Source organism: Roseomonas populi (assembly GCF_024594815.1).
GTDB classification, from domain to species: Bacteria; Pseudomonadota; Alphaproteobacteria; order Acetobacterales; family Acetobacteraceae; genus Roseomonas; species Roseomonas populi.
Map to the genome: position 1 here is coordinate 67,316 of NZ_JANJOU010000004.1, position 26,540 is coordinate 93,855.

The 26,540-nt window shown below is 74.8% G+C and carries 19 protein-coding genes; 5 read left to right on the top strand and 14 right to left on the bottom strand.

Annotated elements, in window-relative coordinates; translation table 11 throughout:
- Nucleotides 1-2: 2 nt before the first annotated feature.
- Complete coding sequence (locus tag NRP21_RS07775) at nucleotides 3-2,195, bottom strand: VTT domain-containing protein (protein ID WP_257715616.1); 2,193 nt, start codon at nucleotides 2,193-2,195, stop codon at nucleotides 3-5.
- A gap of 97 nt (nucleotides 2,196-2,292) precedes the next feature.
- On the opposite strand from NRP21_RS07775, the gene atzF reads away from it, so the two are divergent.
- The gene (gene atzF / locus NRP21_RS07780; protein WP_257715617.1) at nucleotides 2,293-4,044 is read left to right on the top strand and encodes an allophanate hydrolase; all 1,752 of its coding nucleotides are present in this window, start codon (nucleotides 2,293-2,295) and stop codon (nucleotides 4,042-4,044) included.
- Between the two features lie 206 nt (nucleotides 4,045-4,250).
- Here atzF and NRP21_RS07785 read toward each other — a convergent pair whose 3' ends face one another.
- The 11 genes from NRP21_RS07785 to NRP21_RS07835 all read right to left on the bottom strand — a co-directional run bounded on the left by NRP21_RS07785 (nucleotide 4,251) and on the right by NRP21_RS07835 (nucleotide 19,105).
- Entirely contained in the window at nucleotides 4,251-5,585 is a 1,335-nt protein-coding gene (locus tag NRP21_RS07785; RefSeq protein ID WP_257715618.1) for a nucleotide sugar dehydrogenase, read from the bottom strand.
- A 74-nt stretch (nucleotides 5,586-5,659) separates the two neighbouring features.
- Nucleotides 5,660-5,983 (bottom strand): OmpA family protein, encoded by a 324-nt coding sequence (locus tag NRP21_RS07790; protein WP_257715619.1) that lies wholly within the window; start codon nucleotides 5,981-5,983, stop codon nucleotides 5,660-5,662.
- 131 nt (nucleotides 5,984-6,114) lie between these two features.
- Complete coding sequence (locus tag NRP21_RS07795) at nucleotides 6,115-8,055, bottom strand: polysaccharide biosynthesis protein (RefSeq protein ID WP_257715620.1); 1,941 nt, start codon at nucleotides 8,053-8,055, stop codon at nucleotides 6,115-6,117.
- A 10-nt stretch (nucleotides 8,056-8,065) separates the two neighbouring features.
- Entirely contained in the window at nucleotides 8,066-10,630 is a 2,565-nt protein-coding gene (locus NRP21_RS07800; protein ID WP_257715621.1) for a glycosyltransferase, read from the bottom strand.
- Nucleotides 10,627-11,733 carry a non-hydrolyzing UDP-N-acetylglucosamine 2-epimerase gene (gene wecB, locus NRP21_RS07805; RefSeq protein WP_257715622.1) on the bottom strand — a complete coding sequence of 369 codons (1,107 nt, stop codon included), beginning with the start codon at nucleotides 11,731-11,733 and terminating at the stop codon, nucleotides 10,627-10,629. Before wecB ends, NRP21_RS07800 begins: the two co-directional genes overlap by 4 nt.
- A gap of 32 nt (nucleotides 11,734-11,765) precedes the next feature.
- Complete coding sequence (locus NRP21_RS07810) at nucleotides 11,766-13,043, bottom strand: glycosyltransferase family 4 protein (RefSeq protein ID WP_308219873.1); 1,278 nt, start codon at nucleotides 13,041-13,043, stop codon at nucleotides 11,766-11,768.
- Nucleotides 13,040-14,269 carry a DegT/DnrJ/EryC1/StrS family aminotransferase gene (locus NRP21_RS07815; protein WP_257715623.1) on the bottom strand — a complete coding sequence of 410 codons (1,230 nt, stop codon included), beginning with the start codon at nucleotides 14,267-14,269 and terminating at the stop codon, nucleotides 13,040-13,042. The genes NRP21_RS07810 and NRP21_RS07815 overlap by 4 nt, the downstream gene beginning before the upstream one ends.
- Nucleotides 14,270-14,408: 139 nt before the next feature.
- Entirely contained in the window at nucleotides 14,409-15,122 is a 714-nt protein-coding gene (locus tag NRP21_RS07820) for a sugar transferase (protein ID WP_257715624.1), read from the bottom strand.
- A gap of 3 nt (nucleotides 15,123-15,125) precedes the next feature.
- Complete coding sequence (locus NRP21_RS27870; RefSeq protein ID WP_308219869.1) at nucleotides 15,126-16,373, bottom strand: O-antigen ligase family protein; 1,248 nt, start codon at nucleotides 16,371-16,373, stop codon at nucleotides 15,126-15,128.
- A 31-nt stretch (nucleotides 16,374-16,404) separates the two neighbouring features.
- Nucleotides 16,405-17,307, bottom strand: coding sequence for a hypothetical protein (locus NRP21_RS07830; RefSeq protein WP_257715625.1), 903 nt, complete (start codon nucleotides 17,305-17,307; stop codon nucleotides 16,405-16,407).
- Nucleotides 17,308-17,335: 28 nt separating this feature from the next.
- Nucleotides 17,336-19,105, bottom strand: a complete 1,770-nt coding sequence (locus NRP21_RS07835; RefSeq protein WP_257715626.1) for a heparinase II/III family protein — start codon at nucleotides 19,103-19,105, stop codon at nucleotides 17,336-17,338.
- Nucleotides 19,106-19,204: 99 nt separating this feature from the next.
- Here NRP21_RS07835 and NRP21_RS07840 point away from each other — a divergent pair, with 99 nt between their 5' ends.
- The 4 genes from NRP21_RS07840 to NRP21_RS07855 all read left to right on the top strand — a co-directional run bounded on the left by NRP21_RS07840 (nucleotide 19,205) and on the right by NRP21_RS07855 (nucleotide 24,774).
- On the top strand, nucleotides 19,205-22,084 hold the full coding sequence (locus tag NRP21_RS07840) for a polysaccharide biosynthesis/export family protein (RefSeq protein WP_257715627.1): 2,880 nt from the start codon (nucleotides 19,205-19,207) through the stop codon (nucleotides 22,082-22,084).
- A 113-nt stretch (nucleotides 22,085-22,197) separates the two neighbouring features.
- Complete coding sequence (locus tag NRP21_RS07845; protein ID WP_257715628.1) at nucleotides 22,198-22,344, top strand: hypothetical protein; 147 nt, start codon at nucleotides 22,198-22,200, stop codon at nucleotides 22,342-22,344.
- 166 nt (nucleotides 22,345-22,510) lie between these two features.
- Nucleotides 22,511-23,677: an aminotransferase gene (locus tag NRP21_RS07850; RefSeq protein ID WP_257715629.1), complete on the top strand. Its 1,167-nt coding sequence runs from the start codon at nucleotides 22,511-22,513 to the stop codon at nucleotides 23,675-23,677.
- Nucleotides 23,678-23,811: 134 nt separating this feature from the next.
- On the top strand, nucleotides 23,812-24,774 hold the full coding sequence (locus NRP21_RS07855; RefSeq protein WP_257715630.1) for an alpha/beta fold hydrolase: 963 nt from the start codon (nucleotides 23,812-23,814) through the stop codon (nucleotides 24,772-24,774).
- Between the two features lie 94 nt (nucleotides 24,775-24,868).
- On the opposite strand, the gene NRP21_RS07860 is transcribed toward NRP21_RS07855, so the two are convergent.
- Both NRP21_RS07860 and NRP21_RS07865 read right to left on the bottom strand, forming a co-directional pair.
- Nucleotides 24,869-25,195: a hypothetical protein gene (locus NRP21_RS07860; protein WP_257715631.1), complete on the bottom strand. Its 327-nt coding sequence runs from the start codon at nucleotides 25,193-25,195 to the stop codon at nucleotides 24,869-24,871.
- A gap of 36 nt (nucleotides 25,196-25,231) precedes the next feature.
- The gene (locus NRP21_RS07865; protein ID WP_257715632.1) at nucleotides 25,232-26,497 is read right to left on the bottom strand and encodes a hypothetical protein; all 1,266 of its coding nucleotides are present in this window, start codon (nucleotides 26,495-26,497) and stop codon (nucleotides 25,232-25,234) included.
- Nucleotides 26,498-26,540: the final 43 nt, after the last annotated feature.

A 26,540-nucleotide genomic window follows, 5' to 3' on the forward strand; every position in this document is an offset into this window, starting at 1 on the left:
GCCTATCCCTCGTGGCGCAGGCGGCGGAACAGCTTCTGCAGGCCCCAGGTGACGAGGGCCCAGGCGACGAGAACAAGGGTGAGCAGGCCGATGTTGCGGAGCGTGGGATGCTCCAGGATGCGCGACAGGCTCTCCCCCACCAGGGAGAGGAGGGCGATGCCGGGCAGCAGGCCGAGTGCGGTGCCGATCATGTAGTCCGGGAAGCGGATCCGCATGGCGCCGGCCACGAGGTTCACCAGGGTGAAGGGCGCCACCGGCAGCAGGCGGATGGTGGTGACGGCGAGGATGCCGTTGCGGTTCACGGCCTGGCTGACGCGGTTGATGCGCGGGCCGAGGAACCGGCGCAGCAGGTCCGGCCCCAGCTTGCGCCCGAGCCCATAGGTGGCCGCGGCCGAGACCATGGCCCCCACCCCTGCATAGGCGAGGCCTGGCCAGGTGCCGAAGGCCGCGGCGGTGCCGAGGATGAGGACGTTCACGGGGAAGGCGACGAGGCCGAGCAGGAGGAAGAGCCCGACGGAGAGGGCGGGGCCCCAGTGGCCGCGATCCGTCAGGGCGCCGCGCATCGCCTCCGGCGTCAGCAGCCCGGCGAGCGGGGTGAACTTCCACAGCAGGATCAGCAGCGCGACGGGCAGCAGCAGCAGCGCCGCCCGGGCCAGAAGCGGCCAGGGCCGCCCCGAGGGCGGGGCGACATCGGGGTGGACGAGGTAGTCCGAGAGGAACTCGCCGGACTGCATGGGGCGGCGCGGGTCGGCGGCGCGCTCGATCCCCGGCAGCAGGCTGCGGGCGGGGCGGTCGCCGTCCTTCACGTCCTGCAGGCTCTTGCCGTTGGCCGAGAGGCCCTGCACGGCCTGGAGGATGGAGCCGGTGGCGCGGATGCGGGTGGCGACCGCCTCGGGCGGAACGCCCGTGTGCTCGGCGATCAGCCGGTCCCGCGCGCGGGCCACGGCGGCGCGCGCGGCGGCGTCCCGCGCCTCCACCATCAGGTCGCACTCCGTGTCCGTGCCCATGGAGCGGTTGCAGATGTTGGAGGAGCCGACGCGGAGGAAGCGGTCGTCCACCGCCATGACCTTGGCGTGGACCATCACCTCCGATTCCGCCCCGTCGTGCTCAACATGCGGGAAAACGAGGCGCACGCGCTCCGCCAGCCCCGCGCGGCGGATGGCGCGCATGAAGCGGATGCGGCCCGCCAGCATGGTGCGGTGCTCCAGCCAGGTGTGGTGCGTGCGGGGAACAACGATCAGCGCCTCCAGCCCGCGCCGCGCCTTCATGCGGGCAATCAGGGCGCGCGCCACGCGGCCGCAGGTGAGGAACTGGTTCTCGATGTAGATCGTGCGCTCCGCGCTGCCGATGGCATCGAGGTAGAGGGATTCCACCTCCCGCACCTCCGGCGCGCCGGAAAAGGCGGGCATGGTGCGGGCGATGCCGATCGTGGCGTCCCGGAAATCCGGCTCGATTCCGGGGGGCCAGGGGTCGTGGTCGCCCGGCGTGGGGGCGGGTAGGTCCAGGCACTCGGCGCAGGCGGCGTTCCAGCGGGCCTGGACCAGCTCCTCCAGCGCCGCCGCGGCCTCGCCGTCCACGACCATCTGCACGTCGTGGAAGGGCGGGTAGGGCTTGCCGGCGGGGTCCAACCGGTCCGGGTCGGCCGGGTTGTGGGCGCTGCGGTCCCAGCGGCGGATGGTCAGGTCCAGCCCTCCGGAGAAGGCGACCTTGCCGTCGATCACCACCACCTTCTGGTGGTGCGATGCGCCGAAGGGCGTGCGGTCATCCAGGCACAGTTCCACGCCGTCCGGGGTGTTCCAACGGAGATGCAGCACGGGCAGCGGCTCGCGCTCCAGCGCGTAGAGGACGGAGTAGTCCCAGAGCAGCAGCTTCACCGAGAGACCGGGGCGCCGCTCCACCAGGGCGGCCAGGAAAGGCCCGAGCTCCTCCGGCAGCCCGTCCTCCGGCGGGGTGTCGCCCACCAGGCGGGTGCGGCTGTCGATGTCCCAGCCGACGACATGGATGCTGCTGCGCGCGGCCAGCATCGCCGCCCGCACCGCGCCGAAGTAGTTGGCGCCATCGGGCAGCACGGCCGCGCGCGGGGCGCGGGTGGCGCGCCACACATTGCGGCCGGGGCGGAGGATGGAGGGCGTCTCGGCCTCGGGGATCGGGGGCGCCGTCCGGGGCCGGGCGCGGGGTGGCGCTTCGGTCAGCATTCCCCGCCTAACGCGGCAGGGAGGGTTTCGTTCGCAAACGCGAGGGACGGCCCGGTTCTTGCCAAATCCGGCGGGGATGCGCGGTTCGGGGGAAGCGATGCTCTGGGATCTGGCGCGGGCGGAGGGGCCGGAAGCGGCGGCGCGGGCCGCGCTGGCGCGCATCGAGGCCTGGGCCGACCCCGCCCTCTTCATCCACCGCGTGCCGGCGGAGGCGGTGATGGCGGAGGCCCGGCGGCTGGCCGGGGAAGGGCCAATGGGGCGCCCCCTCTGGGGCATCCCCTACGTGGTGAAGGACAATATCGACGTGGCGGGGATGCCCACCACCGCCGCCTGCCCGGACTACGCGTTTACGCCCGGGGAGGATGCGCCCTGCGTGGCCCGGCTGCGCGCGGCGGGGGCGGTGCTTCTGGGCAAGGTGAACCTGGACCAGTTCGCCACCGGGCTGGTGGGGGTCCGCAGCCCCCATGGCACGCCGCGCAACGCGGTGGCGCCGGATTGCGTGCCCGGCGGCTCCTCTTCCGGCTCCGCCAGCGCGGTGGCGGCGGGGATCGCGGGGTTCTCCCTGGGAACGGACACGGCGGGATCGGGGCGCGTGCCAGCGGGGTTTCAGAATATCGTCGGGCTGAAGCCCAGCCTCGGCCTGGTGCCCACGCGGGGCGTGGTGCCGGCCTGCCGCTCCATCGACACGGTTTCCGTCTTCGCCATGACGGCCGCGCAGGCCGCCGAGGTGCTGGATGCGATGGCCGGGGCCGATGCCGCCGATCCCTATTCCCGCGCCGCCCCGGCTTCCTGGCGCGCCACCGGCGGCGCCGTGCCGCCCGCCCTGCGCGTGGCGGTGCCCGAGGAGGCGGAACTGCTGCTGGACACGCCGGACGATGCGGCGCTGTTCAGGGCGGCGCTGGTGCGACTGGAGGCCATGGGCGCGACGCTGGAGCGCGCTTCCATCGCGCCCTTCCTTGCCCTCGCCCGCCGCCTCTACGACGGCGCCTGGGTAGCGGAGCGGACGGCGGCGCTGCGGGACATGGTGGAGAACCATGCGGACGCCCTGCACCCCACCACGCGCATCATCCTGGAGGGCGGCCTCGCCCGCCGCACGGTGGATGCGTTCGACGACTTCCACGCCCAGGCCGGGGCGCGCCTGTTGTCCCGCGCCCTGTTCGCGCGCTTCGACCTGCTGGCCGTGCCGACCGCGCCGGGCCTGCCCACGCTGGAGGCGGTGGCGGCGGAACCGATCGCGGTGAACAGCCGCAACGGAACCTACACCAACTTCGTGAACCTGCTGGACCTCTCCGCCATCGCCGTGCCCGCGGGGTTCCGGGGCGATGGGCGGCCTGCCGGGATCACGCTGGTCGCGCCCGCCTTTGCGGAGGCGTTGCTCTGCGCCGCCGGCGGCGCGCTGCACCACGCGGCCGGGCTGCGGCTGGGCGCTTCCGACGAGACCACCCCGCCGCCTCCACCTGGGGCCCAGCCGGCGGCCGGCGAGATCGCGCTGTTCTGCATCGGCGCGCACATGGCCGGGCTGCCGCTGAACGGGCAGGTGACGTCGCTGGGCGGGCGCTTCCTGCGGCGCGACCGCACGCGGCCGGAGTACCGGCTGCACGCGCTGGGCAACCGGCCGGGGATGGTGCGCGCGGCGGATGGGGCAGCGATCGAGGGGGAGGTCTGGGCCTTGCCGGCCGCCGGGATCGGGCCGCTGCTGGCCCAGGTGCCGGCGCCGCTCGGCTTCGGAACGGTGGCGCTGGAGTCTGGCCCATGCCTGGGCTTCCTGGCGGAGGCCTCGGGCGTGGAGGGCGCGCCGGACATCACCGTGCATGGCGGGTGGCGGGCCTGGTTGGCCGCGCAGAGGTAAAAGGCTGGGGGAAGAAAGAATTCTTCCCCCAGACCCCCATCATCTTTCTCTTCGAGTTGGCTACGGGGAGGCCTGTCCCGCGCCTCGGGTCATAGACCCGAGGCGAACCGCAAGTTCCCCATTCCACGGCAGTCCTGAAGAAAAAGATGAGGGTGAGGGGTCCGGGGAGAGGGAGAATTCCTTCTCCTTCTCCCTGGTCCGCATCGTCATGCCGCGACCACCACCCCCGGCCCCGCCCCCCGCATCGCCCCGCGCGTATCCACCACCAGCGGCGCCGCGCGGCGCACCAGTTCCAGGTCCATGCCCGGCTGGGGCGTGACGAGCAGCACCGCGTCCTGGGCCGCCAGCACGGCCTCGTCCAGGGCCACGCTTTCCAGCGCGGGGGAGGTGCCGTGCAGGCGGCGGGTGGTGGGGAAGCGGGGGACGAGGGGGTCGTGGTAGGAGACGACCGCGCCGCGCTGCTCCAGCAGGCGGAAGATCTCCACGGCCGGACTTTCCCGCGTGTCCGGCACGCCGGGCTTATAGGCAAGGCCGAGGAGGAGGATGCGGGCGCCGCGAAGGGGGATTTGGCGGTCGTCCAGCGCGTCGCGCAGGCGCATCACGGCATAGGCGGGCATGGCGTCGTTCACGCGGCCGGCGAGTTCCACGAAGTCGCTGGGAACGCCGAGTTCCCGCGCCTTCCAGGCGAGGTAGTAAGGGTCCACGGGGATGCAGTGGCCGCCGAGGCCGGGGCCGGGGCGGAAGGGCATGAAGCCGAAGGGCTTGGTGGCGGCGGCGTCGATCACCTCGTTCACGTCGAGGTGCATGGCGTGGGCGATGCGCTTCAGCTCGTTCACCAGGCCGATGTTCACGGCGCGGAAGACGTTCTCGTAGCACTTCGCCAGTTCCGCGACGGCGAGCGACGAGACGGGGACAAGGCTGCCGGCGACGGGAGCATAGAGTGCCTGCCCGACGGCGAGGCAGGCCGGTGTCGCGCCGCCTACCAGCTTCGGCACGCGCGCCACCGTGCCCTCCGGGTTGCCGGGGTCCTCGCGCTCCGGCGAGTAGATGGCGAAGGCGTCCTGGCCCACGCGCAGGCCAGCGGCGGCGAGGACGGGGAGGACCAGCTCCTCCGTCGTGCCGGGATAGGTGGTGCTCTCGAGCGCGATCGCCTGACCGGCGCGGAGATGCGGGGCCAGGGCGGCCAGCGTGTCCCGCACCGCGGAGAGGTCGGGCTCCTTGTGCGGGCCGATGGGGGTTGGGACGCAGATCACCAGCACGTCGCAATCCGCCGCCGCCACGGTATCGACGTGGGCTCGCATGGCGCTGGCAGCGATACGATTGTCGGCGATGCCGTGGACGGGGCTGCGGCCGGACGCGATCGCGGAGACCTTGGCGGGATCGATATCGAAGCCCTCGATGGCGAAGCCGGTCTCGGCGAAGCGGAGGGCGAGGGGGAGGCCGGCATAGCCGAGGCCGACGATGCCGATCCGGGCCCGCCGGGCGGCGATCCTGGCGATCAGCGCGTCGCGCCAAGTGGCAGAGGCTTGGGAGCCGTCCATCGAGAATCACTCACTTTTGAGTGACGGTAGGGAACCGCAACCGTGCGGGTGCCGCAAGTCGGCGCAGGTGGTCCCTACACCACCCACACCTCGACGCGCCGATTCCCCTCCTCCGGCGTGCGGGGCGGAGTGAGGATCAACGGCCGGGTCGCCCCGACGGCGGTCGTCGTGATCAGGCCGGCCGGAACGCCGTTCAGCACCAGGAAAGCAGTCACCACCTCCGCGCGCCTGCGGCTGAGAGCCATGCCGCCCAGGCGCTCCTCCGCCCCGTCGCAGTGTCCTTCCACGCGCATCCGCTGACCTGCCAGCGGCCCCAGGAAGTTCTCCAGCATGGTCAGGGTGGTGCGCTGGGCGGTGAGCGTGAGTTCGGAACGGCCGGGCTCGAAGCGCAGCATCATGGAGCGCGCATAGTCCGGGCCGCCTGTCCGGCCCCTCGTAGGTGCCGCGTCGCCGCAGGCGGCCAGCGGCCCGGTCAGGCTGGCAACGGCAAGGAGGCTGCGCCGGCCCGTCTGCCTGGCAAGCGAGGTTCTCACGCCCGCCCGGCGGCCGGCGTGTTCGGGGCGTGCTCGAATTCCGGCACCAGCCGCGCCAGCCCGGCCAGGGCCAGCCGCGCCTGCCCGCCGCGGGCGGCGGAGGCGATTTCGTCGATGGCGCGCCCCACAAGGGCCGCGTCCGCCGTGCGCGGGGTGGCGACGAGGAGGCCGGGGAACTGCGTCGGGCTCGGCGCCTCCTTGCCGTGGAACAGCTCCTCGAAGAGCTTCTCGCCGGGGCGCAGGCCGGTGAATCGGATCTCCACGTCGTCGTCCGGCTGCAGCCCGGCGAGGCGGATCATGCGGCGGGCGAGGTCCACGATCTTCACGGGCTTGCCCATGTCGAGGACGAAGATGCCGCCATCCTTCAGCTCCGGCGGCTGGTCCGCACGGTCCTCGGCGCCGATCACGCTGGCCTGGAGGACGAGGCCCACCGCCTCGCGCACCGTCATGAAGTAGCGGCGCATGTCGGGGTGCGTGACCGTCAGCGGCCCGCCGCGCTCCAGCTGGCGGCGGAACAGGGGCACGACGGAGCCGGTGGAGCCGAGGACGTTGCCGAAGCGCACGGTGACGCAGCGCATGCCGCCGCTGCCATTCGCCATGCCCTGGCGGGCCTGCATGTCCAGCGCCTGGCAGTACATCTCCGCCAGGCGCTTGGAGGCGCCCATGACGGAGGTGGGGTTCACCGCCTTGTCCGTGGAGATGAAGACCATGGCGCGGCAGCCATTGGCACGCGCGGCGTCTGCGATGAGTCGGGTGCCGAGGGCGTTGGTGAGCAGGCCCTCCAGCGGGTCGTTCTCCACCATCGGCACGTGCTTCAGGGCGGCGGCGTGGAAGACCAGCTCCGGCCGGATCTCCTCCATCAGCCGGCGCAGGCGCGGCTCGTCCCGCACGTCGGCCAGGACGGGGCGGCGGGTGATGCCGGGATGAGTCTCCGACAGCTCCAGGTCGATCTCGTAGAGGGCGAACTCGCCGTGATCCAGCAGGGTCAGGGTGGAGGGGCCGAGGGCGGCAATCTGGCGCGCCAGCTCGCTGCCGATCGTGCCGCCGGCGCCGGTGACAAGGACGCGCCGGCCCTGGATCAGCCGCGCCATCCCCTCCCGGTCCAGCGGGACCTGCGGGCGGTCCAGCAGCTCCTCGATGGAGACGGGGCGCAGCTCCAGGCGCCTGGCCGTCGCCTGGGGGCGGGCGGAGGCAGGGTCCAGCGAGGTGGGGCGCGGGGCGCGGCGCACGGGCACGCCGTGGCGGTCGGCCGCGTCCAGCAGCGACTCCAGCGCCGCGCCGGAAAGGGCGGGATCGGCGAGGACGAGGAGGGCGGGCAGGCGGCTTTCCGCCCGCAGCGCGTCCAGCACCGCCCCCGCATCCTCCACCGTGCCGAGGATGGGCACGCCGAGGATGCGGCGGCCGCGCTGGCGGGCGCGGGGGGCCAGGATGCCCTCCACCCGGTAGCCCGGGGCGCGCTGGGCGATCAGCGCGCGGAGGAACAGGTCCGCCGCGTCGCCGCCGCCCGCCAGCAGCACGGGCTGGGCCGGCACGTCGGAGGCCGGGCCGGCGCGGTGGGCGGATTGCAGCCGGCCCAGCAGCCGCGCGCCGCCCAGCAGCGCCGCGAGGACGCCGGCGTGCAGCAGCGGGAAGGCGGGATTGGGCGGCCGCCAGCCGCCGGCCAGCAGCAGCCCCGCCCAGAACAGGGCGGCCGCGGCGGCCGAGGCCGCCACCACGGGCAGCAGGTCCGGCAGGCCAACATAGCGCCAGTACTGGCGGGGCAGGCGCAGGGGCAGCGCGGCGGCGGTGAAGGCCAGCAGGGCGCCGGGCAGCCCGCCCGCCCACCAGAGGGCCGGTGGCCAGGTCCCGGGTGCGGCGAGGGCGAGGGCGGCCGGCAGGGCCAGCGCCGCCAGCGTCAGGTCCAGCCCCAGGTTGAGAAGGATGCGTTGCGGCGCCACGGGCCGGCCCTCAGGCGCCCTGCGCGGGCTGGGCGGCGCCGGGCTGCTGCAGCAGGCGCCATTCCGCCAGGATTGACCCCGGTGGCAGGGCGCGCGGCGCGGCGCGCAGCCCGGCCTCGATCAGCGGGACGTCGGAGGTGATGGCGGGCGCGGCGGGCGGTGCCTCCGCCTCCTCGGGCGGGCGGGCGAGCACGGCGGCAACGCCTGCGGGCAGGCCGCCGCCGGAGAGGTTGGCCTCCGACAGCAGCCGGGCGCCCGCGCCTCGTGGCACCTCGATGGGGCGGCCCGTCAGGGCGGGGATTGCCGGCCCGGGCTGCGGTTCGGGCAACGGGCGGGGCGGTGTGGGCGGCGGGGGCGGGGCCTCCGCCGCGGCCCGCATGCCCGCCAGCAGCGCGAAGACCGGCTCCGCCGGAGGGGGCACGGGGCGGGGCGGGGGGGCGACGCGCAGCGCCTGGACCATGGATCCGAGCGCGACAGTGGGGGTCTGCGTCTCGGCCATGGCCGGGGCGGCAGGCAGTTCCGGCATGGGCCCGAGCACCTGGGAGGGCGGGGGCAGCTCGCCGGGCGGCGGAGCGACGGGAGGCGGGCCGGGCGTGGGCTCCGGCGCCTCTCGCGCGAGCACCGCGGCGAGGCTGGCCGGGACCTCCCGCGCGCCGGCCAGCGCAGCGTCTGCGAGAAGGCGGGGCTGGGCGGCCTGCGCGGGCGCCGGACCGGGGAGCTGGGCGTCCTGAACCGAAACCGGGACCGGGGCCGAGACGGGAGACGGGGGCGCAGCCTCGGCCAGCAGGCGGAAGGGCGCGGCCTCCTGCGGGGCGGGGCTGGGCGCGGCGGGCGCCGGCCCGCGGCCGAGAAGGGCGGTGAGAGAGGGCGGCACGGCCCCGTCGCCGAGGCCGGCCTCGTCCAGGAGCCGCGGCGCGGCCGCGGCCGGGCGGGCCTGTCCGCGCATCGCGGCGGAGAGGCTGGCGAAAGCATCCGCCGGGCTGAGAGGGGCGGCGGCAGCCGGCGCGGGCGTGGCGGGCGGCGGAACCGGGGCGGCAGCCGGTGCGGGGGCCGGCGGCGCAGGGACGGGCCTAGCCGGAGCGAGGGCCGCCGGAGCGGGCCTCGGCGCTTCCACAAGGCTGGCCGGCACGGCGGCGACAGGGGCGGCCACCGGGGCGGGCGCGGGTGCCCGGGGCGGCAGCTCCGCCGGGGCCGGGGCAGCTGCCAGAGCGGCCATCGCGGGCGCGGGCATCGGAGGCGGGGCCGGGGCCGGCTCGGCGGTCCGGGCCACCGGGGCCGGAACTGGAACCGGGGCGGGCGCGGACCGCGCCTCCTCCGCCCGAACATGGACCGGTGGGGGGGCTGGCAGCGGGGCCAGCACCTCGTAGAGCGCCACGAGCCGCTCCGCCTCTCCTGCCCAGCCGTAGCGGCCGAGGGCGGCGGCGCGGCCGGCGGCGCCCATCTCGGCGCGGAGATGCGGGTCGGCCAGGGCGCGCACCGCCTCGGCCACCGTGTCGGGGTCGGCGGTGTTCACCAGCACGCCGCAGCCCGTCTCCCGCACCACCGCCGCCACCTCTTCGGCGAAGTTGGGGACGATGACGGGCAGGCCGGCCAGCATGCAGTCGAAGAGCTTGTGCGGCAGGGCCAGGCGGTGGTTCTCGTGGCCGGGCTGGAAGAGGACGAGGCCGATGTCGGCGTCCGCCGCGAGCGAGACGGCGGCCTCGTGCGGGAGCCAGCCGTGGCGTTCCACCGCGCCCGCCACGCCGAGGCGCTTGGCCTCGGAGAGGAACTCGGTCTCCGAGCTGTCGTTGAAGCGGCCGATGAGGGAGAGGCGCGTGCCCTCCGGGCACTTCGCAAGCGCCCGCAGCATCTCGAAGGCGCCCCGCTCGCGCGTGAGCGCGCCGAGATGGACGAGAGTGAGCGGGCCGTGGCGGTGGTCGCGCGGCGCCACCGGCACGGCGGCGGCGTAGTTGCGGACGGGCACCACCTCGGCATCGAAGGCGTCCTCCAGCCCGTCCTTGGCCACCACCACGGCATCGGACCGGGCGGCCATCCAGCGGCAGGCCGCGATCACGGCGCGGCGGCCGAGGCCGCGGAACATCCCGGGCAGCCGCGTGTCCAGGCGCGAGGGGTAGTGCTCGTGCACGTCCAGCACCACCGCGGCGCCCGTCATCCGGGCGGCGAGGATCGCGGCGTACCAGCTGTCCGGCTCGTGCGCGTGGATCACGGCGGGCTTCAGCTTCGCGGCGCGCCGGGCCAGGGTGCGGGCGGCGCGCAGGCGGCCAATCCAGCCGGAGACGCGGGGATAGGTGTGGATCTCCACCCCCGCCATCTCCTGCGGCACGTCCTTCGCGCCACGCAGCGGGGCGGGGGCGAGGTGGGCGACGCGCCAGCCGGCCGCGGCCAGGGCCGCGCCCTCCTTGCCGACGATGCGAAGGTCCGTCGGCGGGTGCGCGGCGGAGAGCATGAGGACCAGCGGCACCTCGCGCGAGGCGGCGAGGCGCAGCGCGGCGGCGGAGCGCTGGGGCTCCCGCCCCACGTCGCGGGTATGGGGCACCTTCGCCGGGGTGCGGCGGGCTTCGTTGCGGCCGCTCATGCCCGGGCCTCCACGGCGGCGGGCGTGCCCAGGTATTCTGCCAGATGCGCCACCATGCGGGCGCCCGCCCCGCCGTCCCACAGCGGGATGGGCCGGGCGCGGGGGCGGTCCCCGGCGAGCACCGCACACACCGCATCCGGCAGGGCTTCCGGCGCGACGAGGCGGTTGGTGCCGGCCTCCAGCGTCACCGGCCGCTCGGTGGAGGGGCGCAGCGTCAGGCAGGGCAGGTCCAGCGCCCAGGCCTCCTCCTGCACGCCGCCGCTGTCGGTGGCGACGAGGCGGGCGCGGGCGAGCAGGCCGAGAAAGTCACGGTATCCGAGCGGCGGGAGGGACATGACCCCTTCTGGCACGAGGAGGCCGAATTCCGAAAGACGTTGTGCGGTGCGGGGATGCACCGGCCAGGCAAGCGGCAGGTGCCGGGCCGCCGCCTCCACGGCCCGCAGCAGGGCCGAGAGCGCCTCCCGGCTGTCCACGTTGGCGGGGCGGTGCAGGGTGAGGACGCCGTAGCTGCCGGGCCGCAAGCCGCCCGGCAGGGGGCGGGCCCGGGCGGCGGGCAGGGTCCGCAGCAGGCTGTCGATCATGGTGTTGCCCACGGCGCGCACGGCGGCGGGATCGTGGCCTTCCGCCAGCAGCCGGGCGGCGGTGCCTTCGTCCGGTGCCCAGAGGAGGGTGGAGATCGCGTCCACGGCGCGGCGGTTGATCTCCTCCGGCATGTCCAGGTCGCCGCAGCGCAGCCCAGCTTCCAGATGCGCCACGGGGATGCCGAGCTTGCGGGCGGCGAGGGTGGCGGCCAGCGTGCCGTCCACGTCCCCGGCCACCACCACCATGGCGGGGCGGCGGGCGGACCAGAGCTCGGCGCAGGCGATCATGGTGCGCCCTGTCAGCCCGGCATGGCCGCCGCCGGAGATGCCGAGGGAGACGTCCGGCGGCGCCAGGCCGAGGTCCGCCAGGTGTCCGCCGAACATCGCGGCGTCGTGGTGCTGGCCGGTGTGCACCACCACAGGGCGGCAGAAGGGCGGGGCCTCCGCCAGGGCGTGGATCAGCGCCGCCAGCTTCGGCAGGTTCGGCCGGGCGGCCGCGATCATGTGGAGTTCGGGAAGCACGTCGCGCCGTCCTGGCCGGGAGAGGGGGTGGTTTAGGCCGCCCGCGCCAGGGCCGGCACCCCTGCCGCCGCCTCCAGAACCTCGCAGAAGCGCGCCGCATGGATCCGGCGGTCCCAGAGCCGCACGGCCCGCCCCCGTGCGGCGGCGCCCATCGCGGTCCGGCGGGCCGGATTCGCGGCGAGCGCCGCCAACGCGTCGGCCAGGGCCGGCGCGTCGCCGGGGGGCGCGGCGATGCCGCAGGCGGTCCCGTCCGCCCCCGCCCCCACCAGCCGCGCGGCGCGGCCCGGGGCGTTGGTGACGACGGGCAGGCCCGCGGCGAGGTAGTCCATCAGCTTGTTAGGCGCCGTCCACTCCGCGAATTCCGGGATGGGGGCCAGCAGGTGCAGCCCGATCCCGGCGCCGGAGAGCAGGGCGGCCAGCCGCGTCTTCGGCAAGGGATCGAGGAAGGTGACATTGCGAAGGTCGCGGCGCCGCGCCTCCTCCATCAGCCGGGCGCGCTCCCCGCCCTCTCCCACGAGCACGAGGCGGATGCGGCGCTCCCCCGCGTTGCGGAGGATGGTGGCGGCCTCAATCGCCGTGCCCAGCCCGTTGGCGCGGCCATGGGCGCCGGCATAGACGGCCAGCACCTCCCAGGCGGCGGCCTCCGGCGGGCGCCAGGGCGCGACCTGCGGGCCGAAGAGGTCGAGGTCGCAGCCGTTCGGCACGACATGGACGCGATCGGGCGCGGCGCCGCGGGCGAGGGCGGTTTCTGCCATGCCCTCGGTCAGCCCGATCACGGCGGCGGCGTTGCGGCAGGCGGCGTCCGCCAGCCGGCCCATGGCGGCCAGCACGGGGGCGGGCACGCCGCCGCCGAGATGCGCCTCCGACAGGGCGCGGGGCAGTTCCGGCCAGGGGTCGCGGATCTCGAAGACGAAGGGAAGGCCGCGCAGCCGCCGCGCGGCGAGCGCGGGGATGGCGACGGTGAGGGGGGTGGAGGAGGCGAGCGCCAGGTCGAACCGCTCCCGCATCGCCAGCCGCGCGGCGCGGTGGGCGTAGCGCAGGAAGGCGCCGGTGCGGGCGCCCAGGCCCTGGGCGTTGCCGCAGGGGATGTCGAACTCCACCACCCGGAAGCCGGCCACCCGGCCTTCCCGCACCCCACGCCGGAAGGGGCCGGAAAGGCCCGTTTCCGCCCCCTCGTAGCGGCCGCAGGCGAGGGTGACGGCGTGGCCGCGCGCCGCCAGGGCGCGGGCCATGGCATGGGCGCGGGTGGCGGTGGCGCCGCCGGGCCCGGAATAGTGCTGGTGGAGGTAGAGGAGGTTCAGGGGGATCAGATCCGGGCCAGGCGCCGGATCACCTCGACCACGCGGGCCTGCTCGCCCGGCTCCATGGCGCCGGAGGGCAGGCAGAGGCCGCGCTCGAAGAAGCCGGTGGAGACGCCGCCGCCGATCATGCGGCTGCCCCGGAAGGCTGGTTGCAGATGCAGCGGCTTCCAGACCGGACGGCTCTCGATCCCCGCGGCGTCCAGGGCGCGGCGCACCACCTCCCGGTCGGCCCCGAAGCGCTCCGGGTCCACCAGCATCACGCTGAGCCAGCGGGAGGAGCGGCCCCAGGCGGGCTCAGGCATGAAGGAGATGCCGGGCAGGTCCGCCAACCCCGCCACGTAGCGCGCGAAGACCGCGCGCCGGGCGGAGACGCGGGCCTCCAGCGCCCGCAGCTGCACCAGCCCGACGGCGGCGAGGACGGAGGAGAAGCCGTAGGAGTAGCCGAGCGTCTCGTGCTGGTAGTGCGGCGTGGACTCCTTTGCCTGCATGCTGAAGTGGCGGGCGGTGGTGATCAGCCGCGCGTCGTCGGAGGCGAGGGCGCCGCCGCCGCCGGCCGTGATGATCTTGTTGCCGTTGAAGGAGAAGCAGGCCAGCCGCGCGCCCTTGCCGGCGGGGCGCAGCCGCCCCTGGCCGCCAAGGCTCTCGGCGGAGTCGCTCAGCACCGGCACGCCCCAGCGGTCGCAGGCGGAGACGATCGCATCGAGGTCCGCGCACTGGCCGTAGAGATCGACCGGTACCACCACCCGGGGAAGCCGCCCCTCCCGCGCCGCCTGGGCCAGGGCGTCGCGCAGCAGGTCGGGGTCCAGGGTCCAGCTGCCCGGCTCCACGTCGAGGAAGGTGATGCGCGCACCCATCTGCGCGGCGGGGGCAACGGTCGCGACGAAGGTGAGGCTCGGCGCCCAGACCTCGTCGCCCGGCGTCACGCCCAGCACGCGATAACTGAGGTGCAGGGCGGCCGTGCCGGAGGAGACGGCGAGGACCTCGTCGAAGCCCGCCGCCTCGGCAAAGGCGGCCTCGAAGGCCTTGGGGATCGGGCCGGCGGGGGCCAGCCAGCCGCTCCGCAGCGTCTCCTCCAGCGCCTGCATCTCGCCGCCGGCGAGCTGGGGCGGGGAGAGGTGCAGGCGGCGGGGCGGCCCGGCCTCCGCGCTGGGACGGCGGAAGGGCAGGATGTTATCGATAGAGGCGAGGTCCGCGCCCGCCAGGGTGTCGGTGGACGGGATAAGGCGGAGCGCCATTCGGCCCCTCACGGAATTGCTACTACGTAGGTTGTGGCGCCTCGTGGCGAGTCCGCAAGGGTCATCACAACCGGCAGAATGAATCTTATTTTTTAACCATACCGTGTTTATCCCGGAGAACATTTACCAAAGATAAGATTCAGCCGGCCCGGCCGCGACGCGCTGAGCGATGTGCCCCGGTCCGGTCCGGGTGTCCGCCCGGCTTGTTCCCATGTGGCCGGCCGGGCAGCCGCCGCGTGTCGCGGGGGTTCCGGGGCGGCAGCTCCGGCATGGTGGCGTGGCCCGGGGCATTCACCCCGCGGCCGGAGAGCAGGACGCGCAGCGTGCCCAGCACCGCCGCCAGGTCGCCGCGCGCGGTAACCGCGGCGGCGTAGCGCGCATCCCATTCCAGCCGGGCGGGCCAGGGCACGGCGTTGCGTCCGCGGGCCTGGGCCAGCCCTGCCAGCCCCGGCCGCACCCGCAGCCGCTCCGCCTGGCGCGGCGTGTAGCGGGGCAGGTAGTCCATCGGCAGGGGGCGGGGGCCGACGAGGCTCATCTCCCCCCGCAGCACGTTCAGCAGCTGCGGCGCCTCGTCCAGCGCGGAGGCACGGAGAAGCCTGCCGAAGCGAGTCAGCCGCGCCGCGTCCGGCTCCCCCGCGAAGCGGGGCGCGCGCATGGAGCGGAACTTGAACAGGGTGAAGGGCACGCCGCCTCGCCCCGCCCTTTCCTGCCGGAACAGCACGCCGGGGCCGAGGGCGATCCGCACCGCCAGGGCCACCCCGGCCAGCAGGGGGCTGAGCAGCACCAGCAGAAGCCCCGCCGCGGCGGCATCCAGCCAGCGCTTCCCGTGCCGGGCGTAGAAGCCTTCAGGCAAGGGTCATTCCCTTCTCCGCTCCATGCGGCGCGGCCGCGCCTCCAGCCCGGCGGAGAGGGCGAGGCCCAGCGCGAACCAGACCATGCGGTTCCCCATGTCCGTGGACACCATCGCCCCCATTGCCACTGGCAGTACCAGCGCCACCAGCCGCCCCGCTGCGCCCGGCGGCAGCGCTCGCAGGCGCCCCGCCAGCAGCGCCGCCCCGCCTCCGAAGGCGCCGAGCCAGAGCACCAGCCCGGGCAGCCCGCCCTCCGCCAGCGCCTCCAGTAAATGGTTGTGGGGGTAGAGGCCGCGCCTCTCGCCATTCCCCGCCGCGAGGGTGAAGCCGCCCGTGCCCAGGCCCCAGGGCAGCGTCTCCCCCGTCCAGCGCAGGGCCTCTGCCCACAGCACGGGGCGGGCCGATGCGGCGATGCCATCCCCCGTGAAGCGCTCCAGCGTGCGCAGCCCCTCCGCGCGGGTGGGATCGGCCAGCACGACGGCCAGGCCCAGCAGCACGGCCCCGGCCGCCAGCCCCACCCACCCCAGCGCTGCCCTGGCCCGCCCGACGGACCAGAGATGTGCGGCCGGCGCCAGCGCCACGGCCAGCCCCATCGCGATCAGCCCCGCCCGCCCGCCAGGCAGCAGCCCCGCCCCGCCGAGGAAGGCGGTGAGCAGCGCCCAGGGCAGGCGCCGGACGCCCCGCGCCTCCACCACCCGCAAGGCGGAGAGCCCCGCCGCGGAGGCGATGGCGAGCCCGGCGAGCTGGTACTGCACGCGCACCATGTCCGGGTTGGCGCCCACCGCGCCGCCCAGCACCACGCTCCCGCTGGCCAGGCCCAGGGCGATGGAGGCAGCGATAAAGGGGCCGAGGAACAGGGTGGCGCCGGCCAGGACGCGCCGCGTCCCGGCCTCGCCGCCCACTGCCAGCCCCGCCAGCAGCATGGCCGGGCCCACCAGCACCACCTCCGGCAGCTTCGCCGCCAGCACCTCGCGGGACGGGCTCCAGAGACCGGCGACGACGAGCCAGACCCAGAGCAGGGCGCAGCACGCGAGCGGAGGGGCCAGCGAGGGCAGGGCCCGCCAGTGCGTGCCCGCGGCCAGCAGCAGCAGCCCGGGCAACAAGCCCAGGGTGCAGGCCAGCGTCAGGTCGAAAGGCAGGCCCGCCAGCAGCGGGGTGGATTTCAGCCCGCCCGCGAACTGCATGCCGGCGGCGGGAAGCCCGGCCAGGGCCGCCAGGGCGGCGGCGCTGGGGCGGGGGACCGTCAGGGGCATCCCGGGCTGCCCCCAGGGGGCGCCGCCCCCATCACTCCTCTCGTTTGCGCGCCAGGGCCGGCCGCAGCAGGCGGGCGCCGGCCGGGCGGCGTTCCGGCACCGCGGGCACGCCGAAGAGCAGCACGCGGCAGGCGGCGAGGAGGGTGCAGGCCAGTGGCACGGTCACCCCCAGAAGCATCAGCAGGAGGGGGCGGTTGGGCAGGGCGGGCCAGAGGCCGACACTGGGGGAGGAGACGAGGCGGGCGGCCACCGCCTCGTCCGCCGCCGCGATCACGCCGGCGCGCTGATGCTGTGCCAGCAGCTCGTACATCGGGGTGCGGAGATAGATGTCGCGCTCCGTCGCCAGCCGGGCCTCCAGCGCGGCGACGCGGCGGCGGGCCAGGTCGTCCAGGCTCGCGCGCACCTGCCTTTCCCCGAAGGCGTGGAGGCGGCGCAGGATGTCCAGCGCCGCCGCGCGGTCCGGGTGGGGGATGGAGAGGCTGGTGGTGATGGTGGCGAGGGACTGGGTGGCGCCGAGATTGCGGTCCAGCCAGCGGTCCACGTCGTCCAGGTCGGCGGGGGAGGGCGGAAAGCCTACAAGGGTGCGGAGGCGGCCCGTCACGCCCTCCCGCTTCTGGCGGGTGAGCTCGGCTAGGATATCCGTCTCGCGCGCCAGCATCGCCGCGGCCTCCGGGCTGCGGAGGGCGGCGAGGTAGATGGCGAAGTTGCCGCCGGCGCGCGTGTCCAGCAGGCCGCCGGGCATGACGAGGCCGCCCTGGATGAGGGTGGAGGCGGCCAGGCCCGTGGTCTCGGCCGGGGCCACCACCGCTTCCGCGACGTACTGGCGGGGCCAGAGCATGACGAGGGTGGCGCCGAGGAGGAGCAGGGCGAGGCTGGCGGAGACAACCCTCCAGCGGAGGCGCCAGACGCCGAGCAGGAGGAGTTCGAGCGGCATCCCCGATCACGAGACTGTGTGGGTTATTCTAGGCGCCAATTTTGCGCTTGGTGCAACCGGCATGGAACGTGATTCGCGTTTTGATCGTGCCCACGGGGGCTGTGGCGCGTGCCACGAGCACCGGAGCGCGCCGCGCCGACCCGTAGGCGGGACTGTCCCAGCCTTCCTCCAGAGAGAGGTCCAGCGGGGCATCGGCCGAGAGCTCGATCCGGGCGGCCGGGCTCTCCAGGGCCATGCCCTTCGGCTGCCAATGGCCGGGGGCGAGGTGCCAGCGCAGGGCCAGCGCGCGGAAGGGACCGGAAACCCTGTCCTCCACGACCCACTCCCCGTCGCCCGGCCACACCTGCCGGGCGTGGCGGTTGCCGCGGGAGTCCCGGGTGGAGCCGCCGCCGGGCAGGGGCTCGGTGGCGACCCAGCGGGCGAGAAGGAAGCGGCCGGCGCGCGGCATGGGCTCCGCGTCGTCGAAGAGGATCAGGTTGTGGGCGACGGCAGAGGCGAAATGGGCCGTCCACCACTCGGATCCCCGGGGCGGGTTGTAGGCGCCGGTTCCCGTGTCCCGCAGGAGGTTCAGCGGCCCGTGCCAGAGGTCGAGGTGCAGCAGGTCCGCCTGGCCCGGGCGGAAGCGCAAGGGGCCGGTGCGGAGGAGGGCACGGGCGCCGCCCCGATGCCAGCCGCGCGTGCCCTGGGCGGCCCACTCCGCCTCCTCCGGCAGAGGTGGGGCTGGGGGCAGCGCGAGCCAGGCGCAGCCCGGGTCCTCCGGGAAGCCCGCCGAGGCGCCGAGGAAGAGGCGGGCGGCGCGCTCCGCGCTGCCGCGGGCATCGGCCGGGCCGGCGAGGGAGAGGTCGGCGAAGGCGGAGCCGTCCTGGTGACCCAAGCGGGGGGTGGCGCCCGTCTCGGGGGCCACCAGGCGGGCGAGCCAGCGCGCGGCGGCGGCGGCACGATCGGCGAAGGGAGCGGGGAGAGAGGGGGCGCCGTGGTGCCGGCGCAGCCATTCCACGGCCGAGAGCACGTCCAGCAGCAGTCGGTGATACCCCGTGGAGACCTGCGCGAAGCCGCCATCCGGCGCCACGAGCCGCGCTAGGGCGCGCGCGAGGTCGCGGGCGGCGTGGCGGGCCATGGCCGCCTCGCCCAGGATCCAGGCGCAGGCGAGCAGGCCGGCGGGCTCGCTGACGGAGTGGTTGTTGTCCTGCGCCACGGCGTAGGCACGGGTGGCCGCGATCCGGCGGGCGTGCAGGCGCAGCAGGGCGGCCATCCCCGGCGACGGCGGACCGCCGCCGAGAAGGGCGTGGGACAGGGCAAGGTGCAGGGCGCGCAGGGCGGCTTCCTGCCCGCAGGCCCAGGCTGGGCCGCGGAAGGGCGGGTTGGCGGAGGCCCATTCGGCGAGCCGGGACTCGGCCCGCGCGCGGTGGCCGGCCTCTGGCGAGAGGCGATGCGCCTGGGACAGCAGGGGCAGCCAAGCCAGGCGGTTCTCTTCCCAGACCGGGCGGATGTCGCCGGGGGTGAAGAGATCCATGCCCAGCCCGGGCGCGGCGGGATCGAAAGGGCCGTGCGCGACGGCGGGTGAGAGGGCGCCCGCCGCCGCCAGCAGCGCCGCCCGGGTGCCGGCCGGCAGTGGCGGCATAGGGGGTACGGCTTCCGGCAGGAAAGGGGCGGTGGGGACCGGCGCATCCCGCAGCGCGCGCCCGGGCAGCCCTGCCGCGGCCCGGCCCCTGTGCCATGCCAGCCATAGCAGCGGGCGCGCGCCCAGCCGGGCGGCGGCGTCGAGGCGCAGCAGGGCTCGGGGTGCTTGGACAGGCATGGGGGCCGTGTTAGCACGATCACGGGTTCGTTATATCAGTGTCTCGCGGGCGGGTTGCGGCGCGCGGCGGGGCTCGGCCAGGGGCGGGGCGGGTTGCCGATGCGGGATGTCGCAGTCAGGGCCGGGCGCCTCGGGGCAGCTCTTCTGGTCGCGCTGGGGCCGGGCGGGGCTTTCGGCCAGGGCGCGGGCCAGCCGCTGATGCCGCCCTCGCTACCCTCCGCCCTGCCGGGCGGCATGTCGCTTCCGGGCCTGCCCTCCGGTTCCCAGCAGGACATCCTGCAGCGCATCCTGGACGCGGCGGGATCGCGCTTCCCCGGCGGTGGTTCCGCCATGCCCGCGCCGGCGCCCGTCGCGCCGCCCGTCATGCAGCCCCTGCCGGTGCCCGCGGCCCCGCTCCCCAACAGCTACCCGGCCTCTCCGGCGCCGCGCCTCGATCTCGCCGAGCCGCTTTCCAACACCGAGGCCTTCTTCGCCGCCCGCCTGCCGGAGCAGCAGCCGCCGCTGCGGCAGTTCGGCTACGACACCTTCCGCAACCTCGGCGCCCCGCCAGGGCCCGGGCCGGGCGTGGTGGGAGCGTTGCCGGACAGCTACGTGCTGGGCCGGGACGACGAGGTGGTGATCGCGATCCGCGGGCGATCGCGCCAATCCTACACACTGCGCATCGGGCGGGACGGGCTGCTGACCCTCCCGGACATCCCGCCCTTCCCTGCGGCCGGGCGCACGTTGCGGGATCTGCGCGCCGACATCGAGGCGCGGGTGGCGCGGGAGCTGGGCGGGTCCGAGGCCTATGTCTCGATCGGGCAGACCCGGCAGATCGCGATCTTCGTGGCGGGGGAGGTGGTGCGGCCGGGACTGGTGCCGCTGCCGGCCGTCGCCTCCCTGCTGGACGCGCTGGGGGCGGCGGGGGGCATCCGCCGCACCGGCAGCCTGCGCGCCGTGCGGGTGGAGGGGCCGGGAGGGGCGCGGGTGGTGGACCTCTACGCCGCCATCGCCGGCACGCCGGGTAGCCCGGACCTGTCCCTGCGAGAGGGCGAGCGGGTGGTGGTGCCGCCGCTGGGCGGGGTTGTGGCGCTGGCCGGGGACGTGACGCGGCCCGCCATCTATGAACTGCCAGCGGGGGCCGGCGCCGCCCCGCTCTCCGCCCTGCTGGCCCTGGCGGGCGGGGCGCTGCGCCCGGCGGGGAACCGGTTCCTCTCCACGGGTACGGATGCGGGCGGGCGGCGGGCCCTGGCGGAGCTGGCGCCGGGATCGCCGGTGCGGCGGGGCGATGCCGTGACGATCTCCCCCGGCGTGGACGCGGTCTCCGGCGGGCTGCGCCTGGCCGGGCATGTCGTGGCCCCGGTGATGCGGGGGGTGGGCGCGCGGGGCGGGGCGGGGCTGCGAGCCCTTCTGGCGGATCCGCGGGTGATCCGGCCGGACCCCTATGTCCGCATGGGCGTGGTCTGGCGGCAGGACGAGCGCACGCGGGTGCGGCGCTTCATCGGCTTCGACCTGGGGCGGGTGATGAACGGGGGTGCGGAGCTGCCGCTGCGCGAGGGGGACGAGGTGATCCTCCTCTCGCAGGCGGACGTGCTCTGGCTCGCCTCTCCCGCCGTACAGCGGGCCCTGAAGGGGGATGTGGGGCAGGGCGCGGTGGCCGGAGCCCCGGTGCCCGGCGCTTCCGCGCCTGGGGCGATGCCGGGGATGGCGGGGGCCGCGACCCCCGGGGCGGCAGTGCCCGCGTCCCTGCCCGCCGGAGCGATGGCTGCGGCCGGCGCGGCGCCTTTCCCGGCGGCGGTGGCCACCGGGCCGGACTGCCCGGCGCTGACCGCCCTGGCGATCGCCGCGCGCTCCTCGCCGCTGCGTTTCGCGCATGCGCGCAGCGCGGGCTTCCCTGATATCGGCACCCCGGGTTGCCCGCAGCTCTTCGTGGACTATCCGGCGCTGCTGCCCTTCCTGCTGGACCAGTCCGTGCTGCTCTCGGGCGAGGTGCGGCTGCCCGGGCTCTACCCCGTCCTCGACGACACGGGGCTGGACATGGTGCTCGCGGCCGCCGGCGGCACGGCGGACACGGCCGACCTCTCTTCCGTGGAGTTCGCGCGGGAGCCGCTGGAGAGCGCGGGCGCCATCCCGCTCACCCGCACGCTGCTGGACCTGCGGAGCCGGAACTTCGCGGCCATCCGTCTCTCCCCGCGCGACGCGGTGCGGGTGCCGCGCGGCTTCGGGGACCGCGACACGGGGCCGGTGACGCTGGTGGGCGAGTTCCTGCGCCCCGGCACCTACGACATCCGGCGCGGGGAGCGGCTTTCCGAGCTGCTGGCGAGGGCGGGAGGGCTGACGCAGCAGGCCTATCCCTACGGCGCCGTCTTCACGCGGGAGAGCGTGCGGCAGCGCCAGCAGGAGGGTTTCCAGCGCACGGCGCGGGAGCTGGAGACGAGCCTGATTCAGGTGGCGGCCGGGCAGGCCGTGGCGGGCAGCCGCCAGGGCAACCTGGACCTGGGCGGGGCGATCAACGCCGGCCAGGCGCTCGCCTCCACCCTGCGGGAGGCGCGGGCGGCGGGACGGATGGTTGTGGAGGCGAATCCGGTGGTGCTCGCTTCCCGCCCCGAGCTGGACGTGCTGCTGGAGCCGGGCGACCTGATCGTGATGCCCAAGCGCCCGAACGAGGTGACGGTGGTGGGCGCCGTGCTGAACCCGGGCAGCCTGCAGTTCGCCACGGGCTGGAAGGCGAGCCAGTACGTTCGCGGGGCGGGCGGGGAGCAGCGCTTCGCCGACATCTCCCGCGCCTTCATCGTGCTGCCGAACGGGCAGAGCGTGCCGGCGGGGCTGGGGAGCTGGCAGGCCGGCGGGCCGCCCGTGCCGCCGGGCAGCCTCGTCGTCGTGCCGCAGGATCCATCTCCCTACGAGACCTGGGGCTTCATCCGGGACCTGACCTCGGTGCTCGGGCAGATCTCCATCAGCTCGGCGGCGCTGGCGGTGATTTCGCGGCAGGCGAAGTAGCGGGCGATCACGAAACGTTGCGGAGAGATGACGGGCGGGTAAGGTTTCCACTAGGATCGGCTTGCGCGGGGTGCCCAGGGCCCCCGCGCCAAGATCCGGGATGGGAGGCCAAGATGCACACCGCCCTGTATTCGAGCCTGCACACGCTCCGCGGCCCGAACCTTTCGCTTTCGCTCCTCGCCCTCGCGCTCGTGGTGACACTGTTGGTGATGGAGCACGTCGTCGAGTGGCCGTTCCCGCTCTACCGCGAGACGCGGTAGGGGCTGCACGGGCCCGTAGCTGCCGGCCGGTGCCGCCCGGCCGCCGCTTCGGGCTGGGCACTGCCGGGTAGGACGCATCGCCTTCCCGGGGCTCCGCCGCGCCCTGGCGGTGAAGTGCGCGCGAGGTTCCTTGCGCCGCCTCGGCTTTCCGCCGACAGGATCGGGGATGCCGTCCCTGAACCCCCTCCTGCTCGACACGGGCAGCCCGCCCATCCCGGAGATCCAGCGCTGGGGCAGCCTCTACAACGGTGGGGGCGGGCCGCTGCTGAACATGTGCCAGGCCGTGCCCTCCTACCCGCCCGCGCCGGGGATGCTGGAGCGGCTGGCAGCGGCCGCGGGCGATCCCGCTTCCGCCTCCTACGGCCCGATCATGGGCGACGCGGCGCTGCGGGCGGCTTACGCGGCCGATCTCAATCGCGCCTATGGCGGGCGGATCGGCGCGGCGGAGGTGGCCATCACCGCCGGCTGCAACCAGGCCTACTTCGTCGCCATGATGGCGCTGGCGGGGCGCGGGGACGCGGTGCTGCTGCCCACGCCCTGGTACTTCAACCACCGCATGGTGCTGGACATGTTCGGCGTGGAGCCGCGGCCGCTGCCGTGCCGCTCCGCGCGCGGCTTCGTGCCGGACCCGGAGGAGGCGGCGGCGCTGATCGATGAGCGCGTGCGCGCGATCGTGCTGGTGACGCCGAACAACCCGACCGGCGCGATCTACCCGCCCGAGGTGATCGCGCGGTTCCACACCCTGTGCCGGGAACGCGGCATCTGGCTGGTGCTGGACGAGACCTACCGCGACTTCCTGCCCATCGGGGTGGACCGGCCGCATGGCCTGCTCTCCGGCGATGAGTGGCCGGAGAACCTTGTCCAACTCTACAGCTTCTCCAAGTCCTTCGCGATGCCCGGGCACCGGCTGGGCGCGATCGGGGCGCCCACGGCGCTGCTGCCGGAACTCGGCAAGGTGATGGATTGCGTGCAGATCTGCGCCGCCCGCGCCGGGCAGGCCGCGCTGGCCTGGGGGCTGGGCGCGCTGGACGAGTGGCGCGCGGAGAAGCGGGCTGCAACGCAGGAGAGGATCGAGACGGTGCGCGCCGCCTTCTCCCGCCTGCCGGGATGGGAGCTGGAGGCGCTGGGGGCGTATTTCGCCTATGTGCGCCATCCCTTCGGCGAGACCTCCGCCTGGCGCGTGGCGGAGGAGCTGGCGACGAAGCACGGGCTGATGTGCCTGCCCGGCCCCGCCTTCGCCGGGGAGGAGGCGCATCTGCGGATCGCCTTCGCCAACGTGGACGAGGCGGGGATCGTGGCGATGGAGGAGCGGCTGCGGGCGGCGACGCCCTGAGCGGCCGCCCCGGTAAGAGCGCCGCCATTCCCGGCCCATCCCGCGCTCCCAGCGCATCGTTTCTGTGCCAGCCTGGGCCGTGACGGGGCGGGCCCATGCTGGACGACTCGATCTGCACACGAGAGGGGACGGAAATGGACCAGCATCCGGCAAGCCGGCGCGACGTGATGGGGATGGGGGCCGCCGCGATCGGCCTCGGGGTCCTCCCGGTTGCGGCCGCGCACGCACAGCAGGCGCCCACAGCAGCGGCGGAGAGGGCGGCCTATGCCCCGCGCTTCGTCAACTCGCCCGATGGCGTGCGCCTGGCGACCTATGAGTTCGGCAATCCGCGGGGGGCCGCGATCCTTTTCCTGCACGGCTTCGCGCAGGCCGCCCTGTCCTGGGACCGGCAGCTGCGCGACCCCGCGCTCGCGCGCGAGTTCCGCGTGGTCGCGATCGACCTGCGGGGCCACGGCATGAGTTCCAAACCCGAGGGGGACGCCTTCTACAAGCCGGGCCAGGTCTGGGCCGACGACGTGCGGAGCGTCATCGCCGAGCTGGGCCTGCAGCGGCCCGTCCTCGTCGGGTGGTCCTATGCCGGGCGGGTCGTCGGCGATTACCTCAACGCCCATGGGGCCGCCGCGCTGGCGGGCATCAACTACGTCGATGCCAGCAGCTCGCTCAGTGATCCGGCCTTCTTCGGGGCCGATGCTGGGCTCCTCGGCCCGCAGGCCATGCTGGCGCCGGGCATCGATGGCTTCATCGATGGCACGGTCCGCTTCCTGCGCTCCTGCTTCGCCACCCAGCCCGAGCCCGCGGACTTCCAGACCATGCTGGCCTTCAACATGCTGGCGCCGCACTACGTGCGCGCCGGCCTCGCGGGCCGCCCTGCGAATTATGACGAAGCCCTGAAGGCGCTGCGCCTGCCCGTGCTGGTCAGCCATGGCGAGAAGGACCGGATCCTCACCACGGCGATGGCCCGCTTCACGGCCGGCGCGGTGCCGGGCGCACGACTCTCGCTCTACGCGGATAGCGGCCACGCGCCGTTCTGGGAGGAGGCCCCCCGCTTCAACCGCGAGCTGGCCGACTTCGTCCGGCTGGCCCAGGCGGCGCGGTAGCAGGGCGGCGCGGTAACAGGGCGGCCGCCCCGGCGGGCAGGCCCGGCCGGCGGGGCGGGTTTGCCCGGCGGACGGGCCTGGGCGGGGTTCCGGCTCAGCGTCGCGTTCGTGCCCGCCTTCGGACCGAGATCGCGAGGAGAAGGACCGCCGCGCCCGCCAGAACGGGCGCAAGGGCTGGCGCTGCCCGCATCAGCGGGACGTAGAGCCGGCCGTAGGCAAGGCTGGGTTCGTCGCGGTCGAGCACTATCTGCTCCGGGAGGGGTCGATCCCGGGCCTCCGGGCGCTCGATCCACATCGCCGGTTCTCGCTTGAGCACGAGGATGGCTGTCGGTTCGTCCGACAGGTAGATCACCCCGGTGAAGAGGCGGGCACCTCCGATCAGGAGGGACAGGACGAACAGCCCCAACGCAAGCTTGCGCATCGGCGGGTGCTCAGGCCCTTCTCTTCCCGCGGCCACTCAGCCCGGCAGCCAGCCCAGGGCGCGCAGCCGTTCCCGCTCGCCCCTGAGAAACCGGTCCCCGATATCAGCCCTCCAGCGCAGCTCGGGGGCGACGACGTTGCGGGCGCGGGTGCGAGCATCTTCCTGCGCCTCTTCCACCGTGGCGCCGGTGCCGGTGACGATCATCAGATGGCCGGAGCGGCGGTGGCCAAGGAGCTGGCCGTCCTCCATCCGCACATCGACGAGGTGGTAGCGGTCCAGTTCCGGGCCCTCGGGCTGGCGAAGGAAGAAGATCGGAGGGTCTTCATCCGGCGCGGAGGATTCCGTGTGGGCGGGGAAGGGCGGCACGGTGAGGACGATGGCCACGGACCAGCCGGGGCGGGTGGTGAAGCGGTCCGTGCCGCCCGCGGCCATGCGTGCCATGAGGTCGCCCCAGCCATCGGGCTGCAGCGCGGCCAGCACGGCGAAGCCGGGGTTGCCGAAGCGGCAGGTGAACTCCAGGGGCCAGACGCCCCGCTCGTTCACGATGAGATTGAGGTTCACGTAGCCGACATGGCCGGCCTCCGCGAAGTGGGGTGCCATGCGGTCCAGCGTGGCGGCGAAGAGCTTCTCGGAGTCGTCATAGGCGGCGAGGGTGCCCATCTCGCCGGTCATCTCGCCCATCTCGCCGGTGAAGAAGCGCTTGTGCTCGAAGTCGATGCAGGCGGGGCGGAGGAACTTCGTGCCGTCGAAATAGGCGCCGACGCCGACCTCCACCCCGTCCAGCCGCTCCATCAGCAGCACGCGGCCCTCGCCCGCGCGGCGGAGCATGAAGGCGAGGTCCGCGCCCTCCGGGTGATCTCCGACGAAGGTGGTGCGGGCGGTGTCGTCGTGCTTCAGCACGTAGCGGCCGGGGTGGCGGGCCAGCCATTCGAGGGCGAGGGAGGGGTGGGCGAAGGAGTGGCTCTCCGCGATGGCGAGCCCGGCTTCCTGCAGGACGGTTTGGCCGAACTCGCGCTCCGCCTCCAGCCGGTCGCCGAAAGTGCTGCCGCCGACGACGCGGTAGCCCTGGGCGCGCAACTCCTCCTGCACGGCACCGCGGCCGATGCGCTCGAAGAAGATGATGCCGTCGCGCCCGACCCAATCCAGTTCGGCCCGCCAGTCCGGCACGGTCTCGATGATGCCGCCGAAGGCGCGGCGCTCCGGCGGGTCCTCCGCGTGGACGCGGACCTCGTGGCCTTCCCGGCGGAGGGAGAGGTAGACGTCGCCGAGATAGGCGCGCGGGCCGATGGCGAGGATCCGCATGCTCACTCCGTCTCAGCGATGGTTCCTGAAGATGTGGACGGCA

Excerpts from the sequence above, each read along its gene's own strand:
- NRP21_RS07775 (WP_257715616.1), bottom strand. The coding sequence starts at position 2,195 with ATGCTGACCGAAGCGCCACCCCGCGCCCGGCCCCGGACGGCGCCCCCG.
- atzF (WP_257715617.1), top strand. The coding sequence starts at position 2,293 with ATGCTCTGGGATCTGGCGCGGGCGGAGGGGCCGGAAGCGGCGGCGCGG.
- NRP21_RS07785 (WP_257715618.1), bottom strand. The coding sequence starts at position 5,585 with ATGGACGGCTCCCAAGCCTCTGCCACTTGGCGCGACGCGCTGATCGCC.
- NRP21_RS07790 (WP_257715619.1), bottom strand. The coding sequence starts at position 5,983 with ATGATGCTGCGCTTCGAGCCCGGCCGTTCCGAACTCACGCTCACCGCC.
- NRP21_RS07800 (WP_257715621.1), bottom strand. The coding sequence starts at position 10,630 with ATGAGCGGCCGCAACGAAGCCCGCCGCACCCCGGCGAAGGTGCCCCAT.
- NRP21_RS07815 (WP_257715623.1), bottom strand. The coding sequence starts at position 14,269 with ATGGCGCTCCGCCTTATCCCGTCCACCGACACCCTGGCGGGCGCGGAC.
- NRP21_RS27870 (WP_308219869.1), bottom strand. The coding sequence starts at position 16,373 with ATGCCCCTGACGGTCCCCCGCCCCAGCGCCGCCGCCCTGGCGGCCCTG.
- NRP21_RS07830 (WP_257715625.1), bottom strand. The coding sequence starts at position 17,307 with ATGCCGCTCGAACTCCTCCTGCTCGGCGTCTGGCGCCTCCGCTGGAGG.
- NRP21_RS07835 (WP_257715626.1), bottom strand. The coding sequence starts at position 19,105 with ATGCCTGTCCAAGCACCCCGAGCCCTGCTGCGCCTCGACGCCGCCGCC.
- NRP21_RS07840 (WP_257715627.1), top strand. The coding sequence starts at position 19,205 with ATGCGGGATGTCGCAGTCAGGGCCGGGCGCCTCGGGGCAGCTCTTCTG.
- NRP21_RS07845 (WP_257715628.1), top strand. The coding sequence starts at position 22,198 with ATGCACACCGCCCTGTATTCGAGCCTGCACACGCTCCGCGGCCCGAAC.
- NRP21_RS07850 (WP_257715629.1), top strand. The coding sequence starts at position 22,511 with ATGCCGTCCCTGAACCCCCTCCTGCTCGACACGGGCAGCCCGCCCATC.
- NRP21_RS07855 (WP_257715630.1), top strand. The coding sequence starts at position 23,812 with ATGGACCAGCATCCGGCAAGCCGGCGCGACGTGATGGGGATGGGGGCC.
- NRP21_RS07860 (WP_257715631.1), bottom strand. The coding sequence starts at position 25,195 with ATGCGCAAGCTTGCGTTGGGGCTGTTCGTCCTGTCCCTCCTGATCGGA.
- NRP21_RS07865 (WP_257715632.1), bottom strand. The coding sequence starts at position 26,497 with ATGCGGATCCTCGCCATCGGCCCGCGCGCCTATCTCGGCGACGTCTAC.